General features: G+C 75.4%; 11 protein-coding genes. 7 read left to right on the forward strand and 4 right to left on the reverse strand.

What is annotated here, in order from left to right:
- Positions 1 to 121: 121 nt before the first annotated feature.
- Positions 122 to 1,066, reverse strand: coding sequence for an RNA polymerase sigma factor SigJ (gene sigJ, locus IE108_RS01270; RefSeq protein WP_064728939.1), 945 nt, complete (start codon positions 1,064 to 1,066; stop codon positions 122 to 124).
- 24 nt (positions 1,067 to 1,090) lie between these two features.
- A complete protein-coding gene (locus tag IE108_RS01275; protein ID WP_064728938.1) occupies positions 1,091 to 1,870 on the reverse strand; it encodes an Fpg/Nei family DNA glycosylase in 780 nt (259 codons plus the stop codon).
- A 106-nt stretch (positions 1,871 to 1,976) separates the two neighbouring features.
- On the opposite strand from IE108_RS01275, the gene IE108_RS01280 reads away from it, so the two are divergent.
- Positions 1,977 to 2,372 carry a TOBE domain-containing protein gene (locus IE108_RS01280; RefSeq protein ID WP_064728937.1) on the forward strand — a complete coding sequence of 132 codons (396 nt, stop codon included), beginning with the start codon at positions 1,977 to 1,979 and terminating at the stop codon, positions 2,370 to 2,372.
- A 107-nt stretch (positions 2,373 to 2,479) separates the two neighbouring features.
- Positions 2,480 to 2,944 carry a TOBE domain-containing protein gene (locus IE108_RS01285; protein WP_079163592.1) on the forward strand — a complete coding sequence of 155 codons (465 nt, stop codon included), beginning with the start codon at positions 2,480 to 2,482 and terminating at the stop codon, positions 2,942 to 2,944.
- On the opposite strand, the gene IE108_RS01290 is transcribed toward IE108_RS01285, so the two are convergent.
- Positions 2,832 to 4,400: a PucR family transcriptional regulator gene (locus IE108_RS01290; protein ID WP_064728935.1), complete on the reverse strand. Its 1,569-nt coding sequence runs from the start codon at positions 4,398 to 4,400 to the stop codon at positions 2,832 to 2,834. The two genes, IE108_RS01285 and IE108_RS01290, sit on opposite strands and share 113 nt — an antisense overlap.
- A 214-nt stretch (positions 4,401 to 4,614) precedes the next feature.
- On the opposite strand from IE108_RS01290, the gene IE108_RS01295 reads away from it, so the two are divergent.
- Together IE108_RS01295 and IE108_RS01300 are read left to right on the forward strand one after the other, a co-directional pair.
- A complete protein-coding gene (locus IE108_RS01295) occupies positions 4,615 to 5,436 on the forward strand; it encodes an FAD binding domain-containing protein (protein WP_064728934.1) in 822 nt (273 codons plus the stop codon).
- A complete protein-coding gene (locus tag IE108_RS01300) occupies positions 5,433 to 8,153 on the forward strand; it encodes a molybdopterin-dependent oxidoreductase (RefSeq protein WP_064728933.1) in 2,721 nt (906 codons plus the stop codon). Before IE108_RS01295 ends, IE108_RS01300 begins: the two co-directional genes overlap by 4 nt.
- Here the strand turns inward: IE108_RS01300 and IE108_RS01305 are convergent.
- Positions 8,107 to 8,631, reverse strand: coding sequence for a molybdopterin-dependent oxidoreductase (locus IE108_RS01305; RefSeq protein ID WP_064728932.1), 525 nt, complete (start codon positions 8,629 to 8,631; stop codon positions 8,107 to 8,109). The two genes, IE108_RS01300 and IE108_RS01305, sit on opposite strands and share 47 nt — an antisense overlap.
- 209 nt (positions 8,632 to 8,840) lie before the next feature.
- On the opposite strand from IE108_RS01305, the gene modA reads away from it, so the two are divergent.
- Genes modA through IE108_RS01320 form a run of 3 tightly spaced genes read left to right on the forward strand, consistent with a single transcriptional unit; the run spans position 8,841 to position 11,532 of the window.
- Positions 8,841 to 9,674: a molybdate ABC transporter substrate-binding protein gene (gene modA / locus IE108_RS01310; RefSeq protein ID WP_107420228.1), complete on the forward strand. Its 834-nt coding sequence runs from the start codon at positions 8,841 to 8,843 to the stop codon at positions 9,672 to 9,674.
- Positions 9,671 to 10,480 carry a molybdate ABC transporter permease subunit gene (gene modB, locus IE108_RS01315; protein ID WP_064728930.1) on the forward strand — a complete coding sequence of 270 codons (810 nt, stop codon included), beginning with the start codon at positions 9,671 to 9,673 and terminating at the stop codon, positions 10,478 to 10,480. The genes modA and modB overlap by 4 nt, the downstream gene beginning before the upstream one ends.
- Positions 10,477 to 11,532, forward strand: coding sequence for an ABC transporter ATP-binding protein (locus IE108_RS01320; protein WP_229851543.1), 1,056 nt, complete (start codon positions 10,477 to 10,479; stop codon positions 11,530 to 11,532). Before modB ends, IE108_RS01320 begins: the two co-directional genes overlap by 4 nt.
- The last annotated feature ends 2 nt before the right edge of the window (positions 11,533 to 11,534 follow it).

Here is an 11,534-nt window from a genome sequence, read left to right on the forward strand (position 1 = left end):
GGTCTCCGGATTGCGGGGCCTCCAGCGGGTTCGCCCCTTGAACCGGGCAGCCCGCGGTTTCCTGACAGGAGCAGGTTGTGATCCGCGTCACATCCACGTCTCATGACAAGGGGAGGGCGGGTCAGAAGGCGTGGAACAGGGGTTCTCCGTGGTCGGCCGCGGCCCAGCGCCGGGTGGCGCGTTCGAGCTTGTCGGGGTTGACCTGGTTGCGGAACCCGGCGATGCCCTCGGGGGTGACCTCCAGGCACATGACGCCGATGACCCTGCCGTCGACGACCGCCACCACCGCGGGGTCGCCGTTGGCGGTGTCCACGTGGACCGCGACGGTGCCGCCGGCCAGCGCCCGCTTGGCCTTGCCGGGCTTGAACAGGCCCCGCATGAACGTGGCCACCGCGCGGGCGCCCTCGAACGCCTTCGTGCGCGCCGGGACCTTCCCGCCGCCGTCGCCGATCGACACCGCGTCGGCGGTGAGCAGGCGCACCAGCGGTTCGGTGCGGCCGCTGGTGGCCGCGGCGAGGAACTCCTCCACGACGCGCCGGGCGGCGGCCCCGTCCACCTCGGTGCGGGTCCGGCCCTCGGCGACGTGCCTCTTGGCGCGGTGGAAGACCTGCTGGCTGGCGGCCTCGGTGAGGTCGAGGATCGCGGCGATCTCCCGGTGCGGGTAGCCGAACGCCTCGCGCAGCACGTAGACGGCCCGCTCCCCGGGCGTCAGGCGCTCCAGCAGGGTGAGCACCGCGAAGGAGACCGACTCGCGCTGTTCGGCGGTGTCGGCCGGGCCGAGCATGGGGTCGCCGGCGAGCAGCGGCTCGGGCAGCCACTGGCCGACGTAGGTCTCCCGCCGGGCGCGGGCCGAGGTGAGCTGGTTGAGGCAGAGGTTGGTGAGCACCTTGGTCAGCCAGGCCTCGGGGACCTCGACGCGGGCGACGTCGGCGGCCTGCCAGCGCAGGTACGTCTCCTGCACGGCGTCCTCGGCCTCGCTCGCCGAGCCGAGCAGGCGGTAGGCGATGGCCTCCAGACGGGGCCTGGACGCCTCGAACCGTTCCACGTCGCTCACGGGCAGGGCCATGTCCCGGATCCTAGCCGCGCCGCCTCACCGCTGGCAGTGCGGGCACCACACCGTGCCGCGGCCGCCGACGCGGGTGCGGCGCAGGCGGGTACCGCAGCGGGGGCAGGCCGGATCCGGGGCGTCGCGGTGGCCGGTGAGCCAGGAGGGGCGGGGCGGTACGCGGCGGGCGCGGACGGCGCCGTGCAGGGTGCGGCGCATGTCGGCGTGGAGGACGCGCAGTTCGGCATCGGTGAGGTCGCCGGCGGGGTGGGTGGGGCGCAGCCGGGCACGCCACAGGATCTCGTCGGCGAGGAGGTTGCCGAGGCCGGCCAGGACGGACTGGTCGGTCAGCGCGGTCTTGACGCTGCCGCGCCGCCCGGCGAGCGCCTCCTCGAAGGTCTCGCGGTCCACCGTCAGCGCGTCCGGGCCCTGGCCCGCCAGCAGCCGGCCCACGTCGGACTCGTCGTGGGCCAGCCAGAGGCCGCGGAGTTTGCGCTGGTCGCGGTAGCAGAGCCGGCGGTCGCGGGACACGGTGAACAGCACCCGGTCGTGCGGGTCGGCGGGGTCGTCGGGGCGGCCGCACAGCAGCATGCCGGTCATGCCGAAGTGCAGCAGCACGGTGGGGCCTCCGGTGCGGGCGAGCAGCCACTTGCCGTGGCGTTCGGCCCTGGTGAAGCGCCGGCCCTCCAGCGCGTCGCGGAGGCCGCGGGCGCTCACGCCGTGCAGGACGCCGGCGTCGCGCACCTCGACGCGCCGGACCACCCGGCCGGTCGCACAGGAGGCGAGGACCCTCCGGAATCCCTCGACGTCGGGCAGCTCCGGCACGTGCCACCTCCCGGGTCGCGGGCCGCCGCGCGCGGCCCCGATCCCATGGTGCGCGCACGCCGGGCTCCGTGCAGCGCGCCGCCGCGGTTCGCCTATCTTGGCGCCCATGCAGGCATACACGATCGGCCAGGCGGCCCGGCTGCTCGGCGTCAGCCCGGACACCGCCCGGCGCTGGGCGGACGCGGGGCGGGTGACGACCCACCGCGACGAGGGCGGCCGGCGGCTCATCGACGGCAGGGATCTGGCGGCGTTCTCCGTGGAGCTGGCCCAGAGCGGCAGCGGCGAGGAGGACGCGTCCTACACCTCGGTCCGCAACGCGTTCCCCGGGATCGTGACCGCGATCAAACTCGGCGACGTGGCGGCGCAGGTGGAGATCCAGGCCGGCCCGCACCGGCTGGTGTCCCTGCTGACGCGCGAGGCCGTGGAGGAACTGGGCCTGGAGGTCGGCATGGAGGCCACCGCCCGGGTGAAGTCGACCAACGTCCACATCGACCGGGGCTGAGCGGGCGGCCGGGGCGGCTGCTCTGCGCGAGGCGGGCGTCTCCGGGGCGGGCCCCTTCCGGCCGTGGGCCGGGGGAGGGCCGCGCGGACACGGCCTAGGGTTCTCGCGTGCCGACGTACAGCATTGGCCAGGCCGCGCGCCTGCTGAGGGTGAGTCCGGAGACCGTGCGCCGGTGGGCCGACGCCCGGCGGCTGCCGATGGGGCGGGACGGCTCCGGGAACCGGGTGATCGACGGGGCGGGGCTGGCGCGGTTCGTGCGGGAGCGGGCCGGCGGGGAGGCTCCCGACGAGGCTTCCCCGGCGCCCGTGCCGGTCGGCAACGCGCTCACCGGGATCGTCACCGGGGTGCGGCTCGACGGCGTGGTGGCGCGGGTGGAGGTCCAGGCCGGCCCGCACCGGATCGCGTCGCTGGTGACCCGGGAGGCGGTCGAGGACCTGGGCCTCGCGGTGGGGGTCACCGTCACCGCGCGGATGACGTCGTCGGACGTGCACGTCGAGGTGCCGGAACCGGCCGCCCGCCGTCCGGCTCCGTACGGCACAGCAGGGCCGCCCACAGGTCGAGGCGGTCGCTGAGGCGGGCGAGGTCGCGGCCGGTGAAGTGCTCGATGCGCCGGATCCGGTAGTGGACGGTGTTCACGTGCAGGTGCAGGGCCTCGGCGGTGCGGGCCCAGGAGCCGTCGTGGGCGAGGAAGACCTCCAGGGTGTTCAGCAGCGCGGCGGCGGAGGCGTCGGCCGGGTCGAGCAGCGGGCCGAGGGTGGAGCGGCTGAAGGCCGCGCGGACCTCGGCGGGTACGCCGGTGAGCAGGGCGTCCAGGCTGGTCAGGCCGGTGGCGTCGGCGAGGGCCGGGGTCGCGGGAGCGGTGGTGCGGGCGGCGGCCAGGGCGTAGCGCGCCTCGGCGAGGGCGCCGGGCAGGCCGGCCACACCCGCGGACGGCGCGGAGAGCCCGGCGTGCACGAGGGTGCCGGGCTCGGCGGCGCACACCGGGGGCCAGACCGGCGCGAGGCCCGCGGCCGCCTCCTCGGGCAGCACCGCGAAGGCCGTACCGCCGGGCAGGCGCCCCACCGCCGCGCACGCCGGTCCGGTGCGGCCGACCGCCTCGGCCAGGGCTCCGAGCGCCAGGTCACCGCGGCGGGCGCCCGCGTCGGCGGCCACCACCCGGTACGGCCCCTCGGCCGGCAGGCCGCAGGCCCGCGCCGCGGCGGCCACCTCGCCCGCGTCGTCGCCGGTGAGCGCCGCGCCCAGCCCGTCGGCCGCCCGCCGGACGGCCCGGCGGCGGCGGACCAGCGCCTCCTGACAGCGGCCCAGCACCGCGGTGATCTCGTGCAGCAGGCGCGCGGGCGCGGCGCCGGCGTCGGGCAGGTGCAGCCACCAGCGTTCGTACGGCGTGACGTCCGCGTCCGTGTCCACCGCGACCGTCACGCCCCCGTCGCTCCCGGCCGCCGGGACCCGCACGGGGGCCGGACCCGCGCCGGGGGTGGCCGCGACGGTCCGGCCCGCCGAGGTCAGCAGGTGGGCGGCGGGCGGGTCGGGCGGAAAGGCCGCCGCGAGGATCTCCGCCGGGCCGGCCTCCCGCGCGACGAGCCCGTTCAGCAGCAGCCGCACGTGCTCGGGCAGCGCGTCGTGGCCGGCGTGGTGCCGGCTGAGGTCGCCCCACTGCCGCAGGTAGACGGTGTCGGTGATGGCCCGGAACATCACGTCGGCGGGCACCCCCGCCACCGGCATCGCATGGCGCGCGCAGGCCTCGACGAGGTCGCCGGGGACCGATCCGTGGGTCTCCTCGCCGGCCAGCAGCGCGACCGCGCCCGCGTCCCGCAGCCCGCGGACGAAGCGTTCCGCCCGGTCCGGGCCGCCGTCCGCGCTCCACCACACGAGGCCGCTGAGCACGACCTCGCCGGGCCGGACGAAGCGGGCCGGGTCCTCCAGGTCGGTGACGGTGACGCCGCTGATCTCCCGCCGCAGCAGCGCCTCCTCGGACCAGAGCGGGCGCAGGCCGAGGGAGGCGTCCTGCAGGAGGTGTGCGACGTGCATGCGATCCGGCTCCTCGTCGTGCTGCCGGGCGGCAGGGGCGTGCCACCCGGCATCTCACATTCACCAGGTGTATGCGAGTCACAGCATCGTAAGTGCAAGACGATGTGAGCGGTATGCCTCTTGGTTGATCCACCAACCATCGGGGTGGCCGGGCCGTGTTTTCCGTGCTGTGCACCAGTCGTCCCGGCCCCCGCCGCGTTGCTTCACTGCGGACATGGACCTGAACACGGTGGTGGAGATCCGGGACGGCCGGCACCCCGCGCCCTGGCGGCCCGGCGACGCGTGGCTGGGCGGCGGGACGTACCTCTTCTCGGAGCCGCAGCCGCACCTGCGCCGGCTGGTCGACCTGAGCCGGACCGGCTGGACGCCGGTGCGGCGCGGCCCGGACGGCGACCTGGAGATCGCGGCGACCTGCACCATCGCCCAGCTCTCCCGGTACGCCCGCGGCCTCGGGGCGCCGGCGGCGCCGCTGTTCGAGCAGTGCTGCCGGGCCTTCCTCGCCTCGTTCAAGATCTGGAACATGGCCACCGTCGGCGGCAACCTCTGCAACGCCCTGCCGGCCGGCCCGATGACCTCCCTCACCGCCGCCCTCGACGGGGAGTGCCTGCTGCTCGCGCAGGACGGCGGACGGCGCCGGGTGCGCGTCACGGACTTCGTGACCGGCGCGGGCCGCAAGGACCTCGCCGAGGGCGAGCTGCTGCGGTCCGTCACCCTGCCCGCCCGCGCCCTGTCCTGCCGTACGGCCTTCCGGCAGGCCTCGCTGTACGGGCTGGGCCGCTCCGGTGTCCTCGTCGTCGGCGCCCTGGACCCGCTCGACGGCTCCCTCGCCGTCACGCTCACGGCGTCGACCGTGCGGCCGGTGCGGCTGTGGTTCCCGCTGGCGCCGACGGCCGGGCGGCTGCGGGCGGCGATCGAGGGGGCGGTCGCCGACGACGAGTGGTTCGACGACATCCACGGACTGCCGCGCTGGCGGCGGCACATGACGTTCCGGTACGCGGAGGAGATCCGCCGGGAACTGGAAGGGGGCCCGCGATGAGGGTCGAGGTGAACGGACGGTCCCACGCGGAGGAGCCGCGGCCCGGCCAGTGCCTGCGCACCTATCTGCGCGAGCGCGGCTGGTTCGGCGTGAAGAAGGGCTGCGACCAGGGCGACTGCGGCGCCTGCACGGTCCACGTGGACGGCGAACCGGTGCACAGCTGCCTCTACCCCGCCTTCCGCGCGGACGGCCGCGCGGTCACCACCGTCGAGGGGCTGGCCCCGGCCGACGGCGAACTCCACCCCGTGCAGCGGCGGTTCCTGGACGCGCAGGGCTTCCAGTGCGGCTTCTGCACCGCCGGGTTCCTGATGACCACGGCCGCCCTGGACGAGGACAAGCTCGCCGACCTGCCCCGCGCCTTCAAGGGCAACCTCTGCCGCTGCACCGGGTACCGGGCCATCGAGGACGCGGTGCGCGGGGTGACGAACGTGGAGGAGCCGGCCCCCGGCGAGGCCGTCGGCCGCAGCCTGCCCGCGCCGGCCGGACCGCAGATCGTCACCGGCACCGCCCGCTACACCTTCGACCTCGACGTGCCGGGCCTGCTGCACATGAAGCTGCTGCGCTCCCCGCACGCCCACGCCCGCATCGTCGCGATCGACACCGCCGCCGCCCTGCGCGTGCCCGGCGTGCACGCGGTCCTGACCCACCACGACGCCCCCGAACGGCACTTCTCCACCGCCCGGCACGAGCACCCCGAGGAGGACCCCGACGACACGCGCGTCCTCGACGACACCGTCCGGTACACCGGGCAGCGCGTCGCCGCGGTCGTCGCCGACAGCGAGGCCGCCGCCGAGGAGGGCTGCCGCCGCGTCGAGGTGACCTACGAGGTGCTGCCCGCCGTCCTCGACCCGGAGGAGGCCATGCGGCCCGGCGCCCCCGTCGTCCACGACAAGGACGCGGCGACGGCCCGGATCTCCCGCCCGGAGGCCAACGTCGTCGGCGAGGCCCACGGCGAGACCGGCGACGTGGAGGCCGCCTTCGCCGAGGCCGACGCCGTCTACGAGGACACCTCCCGCACCCAGCGGGCGCAGCACGCCAGCCTGGAGACGCACGGGGCCGTCGCCTGGTTCGACGAGGACGGCCGGCTCACCGTGCGCACCAGCTCGCAGACGCCGTTCCTCACCCGGCGCGCCCTGTGCGCCCTCTACGACCTGCCCCTCGACGAGGTCCGCGTGGTCGCGGGCCGGGTCGGCGGCGGCTTCGGCGGCAAGCAGGAGATGCTCGTCGAGGACATCGTCGCGCTGGCCGTACTGCGGCTGCGGCGCCCGGTGAAACTGGAGTACACCCGCGCCGAGCAGTTCTACGGCGCCACCACCCGCCATCCCTTCACCATCGCGGTGAAGGCGGCCGCCCGCCGCGACGGCACCCTGACCGCGCTGCGGCTGCGGGTGGTGGCCAACACCGGGGCGTACGGAAACCACGGGCCGGCGGTGATGTTCCACAGCGTCGGCGAGTCCATGGCGGTCTACCGGGCGGCGAACAAGAGGGTCGACGCCTACTCGGTCTACACGCACACCGTGCCCGCGGGCGCCTTCCGCGGCTACGGCCTGGGCCAGGTGATGTTCGCCGTCGAGTCGGCCCTGGACGAACTGGCCCGCCGGCTCGGCCTGGACCCCCTGGAGTTCCGCGCCCGCAACGTCATCGGCGCCGACGAGCCCATGGTCACGCCCGGCGGCCACGAGGAGGACCTGCACATCGCCAGCTACGGCCTCGACCAGTGCGTCGCCGTCGTGCGCCGCGCGCAGGCGCAGACCGGCGCGGGCGCGCCGGCGCCGGAGGGCTGGCTGGTGGGCGAGGGCGCCGCCCTCGCGATGATCGCGACCGGTCCGCCCGGCGGGCACATCGCCGACGCCAGGGCCGCGCTGCTGCCCGACGGCTCCTACGACCTGGCCGTCGGCACCGCCGAGTTCGGCAACGGCACCACCACCGTCCACCGCCAGATCGCCGCCGGTGAACTCGGCACCGTCGTCGACCGGATCACCGTCCGCCAGTCCGACACCGACGTCGTACGGCACGACACCGGCGCGTTCGCCTCCACCGGGACCGTCGTCGCGGGCAAGGCCACCCTGCGCGCCGCCCGCGCCCTGGCCGACCTGCTGCTCGACCTGGCCGCCGCGCGGCTGGGCGTGCCGCGCGCGGAGTGCCGGCTCGGCGAGGAGGACGTCCTGCACCCCGGAGGCCGCCTGCCGCTGAAGGAGCTGTACGCGGGCGCCCGCGCGGTGGGCGTCGAGTGCGCCGCCGACGGGCACTTCGGCGGCACCCCGCGCTCGGTCGCCTTCAACGCCCAGTGGTTCAGGGTGGCCGTCGACCCCGGCACCGGGGAGATCCGCATCCTGCGCAGCGTGCACGCCGCCGACGCGGGCAGGGTGATGAACCCGATGCAGTGCCGCGGGCAGGTCGAGGGCGGCGTGGCGCAGGCGCTGGGGGCCACCCTCTTCGAGAACGTCCGCATCGACGCGCACGGCAGGGTCGACACGGCCGCCTTCCGCCGCTACCGGCTGCCGCAGTACGCCGACGTGCCGCGCACCGAGGTCCACTTCATGGAGACCGCCGACGCCATCGGCCCGCTCGGCGCCAAGTCGATGAGCGAGAGCCCCTTCAACCCGGTCGCGCCCGCCCTGGCCAACGCCCTGCGGGACGCGACGGGCGTGCGCTTCACCGAACTGCCGCTCACCCGCGACCGGGTGTGGCAGGCGCTGGACCCCGGGGCGCGGTGACCGCCCCGGCGTACCCCCCGTCCACCCGGATCGCGTCGATGCCGCTGATGTGCCGCCCCCCGCAGCGGTCCTGGGGCAGCACCAGCTGGGGGCCGACGCGGTCCAGGCCGGTGCCGTCGAGGGTGACGGCGAGGAGGACGGGGGCGCGGCCGAAGTCGGGGTCGATCTCCGCCCAGGACAGCAGCGCGTGGTGGCCGTCCGCGCCCCGCACGGCGATCAGGAAGCGCAGCCGGTCCTTGCGGCGGGCGGGGTCGAAGGCCGGCGCGGCGTCGGCGAGGACGTCGTGCAGGAGCGGTCCGGTGAACCGGTGGTACCGCATGCCGTCGGTGGCGCACTCGAACGCGACCCGGGCCGTGTGCTGGGGCCAGGACGCGAGGTCGGGGACGGTCAGGCGGGCCGGGCGGCCGAGGTCGCCGGTGATGACGACCTCCGCCGTCGGAGCGGCGGCCGGACCGGCGGACGCGAGGGACTGACTCACGGCTATCACCTCCCGTGAGACGGTACCCGGCCGGGCATCCCGTACAAACGCACATGCCATGCCAGAGATGAGTTGTGCCTGCTCATGCAAAGAGACAGGAGACTTACGGGTGGCATCTGCGGCATTATCATCGGCGTAAGCGCAGCCGTGGAGCCGGCTGTCCAGGCAGCCGTTCCAGCAGGATCAGGACCCGAGGGAGTGGACCCGTGATGACCCGTTCCGCGCGCCGGACCCGTCGCACCGTGCAGGTGGTGGGGGCGAGCGCCGCCGCGCTGCTGGCTCTGAGCGCCTGCTCGTCCTCCGACTCCGACCCGGGCTCCGGGTCGGGCGGGAAGTCCGAGGGCGCGGCCGGGGGTGCGGAGAAGCTCTCCGGGACGGTCAACGTGTTCGCCGCGGCCTCGCTGACCGAGAGCTTCACCGCGCTGGGCAAGACGTTCGAGAAGGAGCACCCGGGCACCAAGGTCGTCTTCAACTTCGGCGGCAGCGACTCGCTCGCCGCGGGCATCACCAGCGGCGCCCCCGCCGACGTCTTCGCGTCCGCCAGCCCCAAGACCATGAAGGTCGTCACCGACGCCGACGCGGCCTCGGGGACGCCCGCCACCTTCGTCCGCAACCAGCTCCAGATCGCCACCCTGCCGGGCAACCCGGACAAGATCGCGTCCCTCAAGGACCTCACCGACCCCGGCCTCAAGGTCGTGCTCTGCGACAAGTCGGTGCCATGCGGGGCCGCCGCGCAGAAGGCGCTGGACGCGAGCGGGCTGAAGCTGACGCCCGTCTCCTACGAGGAGGACGTCAAGTCGGCGCTGAACAAGGTGGTCCTGAAGGAGGCCGACGCCGCGCTGGTCTACAGGACCGACGTGAAGTCGGCGCGTGACAAGGTGGAGGGCGTGGACTTCCCCGAATCGGCCGACGCGGTCAACGACTACCCCATCACCCTGCTGAAGGACGCGCCCAACGCCGAGGTGGGCGAGGCCTTCATCGAGCTGGTGCGGTCCGCCGAGGGCCAGAAGGTGCTGACCGAGGCCGGGTTCACCGCACCGTGACCCGGAAGTCCGGCGGCGCGCGGGTGCGGGGCGGGGCTCCGCTGCCCCTGCTCGTGCCCGCGCTGATCGGCCTGGCCTTCCTCCTGGTGCCGCTCCTCGCCCTGCTGGTCCGGGCCCCCTGGACGAGCATGCCGGAGCTGCTGACCAGCCCCGAGGTGTGGCAGGCGCTGCGGCTGTCGCTGATCTGCGCCACGGCGGCGACCGCCGTCAGCATGGTGATCGGCGTGCCGCTGGCCTGGCTGCTGGCGCGCGTCGACTTCCCCGGCCGCGGGCTCGTACGGGCCCTGGTGACACTGCCGTTGGTGCTGCCGCCGGTGGTGGGCGGTGTGGCCCTGCTGATGGCGCTGGGCCGCAACGGGGTCGTCGGGCAGTGGCTGGACTCCTGGTTCGGGATCACCCTGCCGTTCACCACCTCGGGCGTCGTCCTCGCCGAGGCGTTCGTCGCCATGCCGTTCCTCGTCATCAGCGTCGAGGGCACCCTGCGCGCCGCCGACCCCCGCTACGAGGAGGCGGCCACCACCCTCGGCGCCTCCCGCTTCACCGCCTTCCGCCGGGTCACCCTGCCGCTGATCGCGCCGGGCATCGCGGCCGGCGCGGTGCTGGCCTGGGCGCGGGCGCTCGGCGAGTTCGGCGCGACCATCACCTTCGCCGGGAACTTCCCCGGCCGCACCCAGACCATGCCGCTGGCCGTGTACCTGGCCCTGCAGAGCGACCCGGAGGCCGCCATCGCCCTCAGCCTGGTGCTGCTGGCCGTGTCCATCGCCGTACTGGCCGGACTGCGCGACCGCTGGATGACCGCCTCGTGACCGGGACCGGCGCCGAGGGGCTGGACGCCCGGCTCGTCGTCGAGCGCGGGTCCTTCCGCCTCGACGTCTCCCTGACCGCGGCCCCCGGCGACGTGGTCGCCCTGCTCGGCCCGAACGGCGCCGGCAAGACCACCGCCCTGCGCGCCCTGGCCGGCCTCGCCCCGCTCTCCGACGGCCACCTCCGGCTCGACGGAGGCGAGTTGGACCGTACGCCCCCGGAGTCCCGGCCCGTCGGCGTCGTCTTCCAGGACTACCTGCTCTTCCCGCACCTCACCGCGCTGGACAACGTGGCCTTCGGACCGCGCTGCCACGGCGCCGGCAAGGCGGAGGCACGGGCGGTGGCCGCGGACTGGCTGGACCGCATGGGCCTGGCCGAGCACCGGGGTGCCAAGCCGCGCCGGCTCTCCGGAGGGCAGGCCCAGCGCGTCGCCCTCGCCCGCGCCCTGGCCACCCGGCCCCGGCTGCTGCTCCTGGACGAGCCGCTCGCCGCCCTCGACGCCCGCACCCGCCTCGACGTCCGCGCCCAGCTCAGGCGCCACCTGGCCGACTTCGAGGCGGTGGCCGTACTCGTCACCCACGACCCGCTGGACGCCATGGTCCTCGCCGACCACCTCGTCGTCGTGGAGGACGGCCGGGTCGTGCAGGAGGGCACCCCCGCCCACATCGCCCGCCACCCGCGCACCGACTACATCGCCCACCTGGTCGGCCTCAACCTGTACCGGGGGCGGGCCGAGGGGCACACGGTGCGGCTCGACGACGGCACCGCGATCGTCACCACCGAGGAGCTGACCGGGCCGGCGTTCGTGGCCTTCCCGCCCGGCGCCGTCACCCTGCACCGCGACCGCCCCACCGGCTCCAGCGCCCGCAACCTGTGGCGCTGCGAGGTCGCCGGCCTGGAGACCCACGGCGACCAGATCCGCGCCGACCTCACCGGCGAACTCCCGCTGGCCGCCGATCTGACGACGGTCGCCGCGGCCGAACTCGACCTGCGCCCCGGCGCCACCGTCTGGGCCACGGTCAAGGCCGCCCAGACCCACGCCTACCGCGACTGACC

Origin of the sequence: Streptomyces parvulus (genome assembly GCF_014648855.1) — a bacterium.
GTDB classification, from domain to species: Bacteria; Actinomycetota; Actinomycetes; order Streptomycetales; family Streptomycetaceae; genus Streptomyces; species Streptomyces parvulus.

Coding starts and splice junctions, on each gene's coding strand:
- sigJ (WP_064728939.1), bottom strand. CDS start 1,066: ATGGCCCTGCCCGTGAGCGACGTGGAACGGTTCGAGGCGTCCAGGCCC.
- IE108_RS01290 (WP_064728935.1), bottom strand. CDS start 4,400: ATGCACGTCGCACACCTCCTGCAGGACGCCTCCCTCGGCCTGCGCCCG.
- modA (WP_107420228.1), top strand. CDS start 8,841: ATGACCCGTTCCGCGCGCCGGACCCGTCGCACCGTGCAGGTGGTGGGG.
- IE108_RS01295 (WP_064728934.1), top strand. CDS start 4,615: ATGGACCTGAACACGGTGGTGGAGATCCGGGACGGCCGGCACCCCGCG.
- IE108_RS01300 (WP_064728933.1), top strand. CDS start 5,433: ATGAGGGTCGAGGTGAACGGACGGTCCCACGCGGAGGAGCCGCGGCCC.
- IE108_RS01280 (WP_064728937.1), top strand. CDS start 1,977: ATGCAGGCATACACGATCGGCCAGGCGGCCCGGCTGCTCGGCGTCAGC.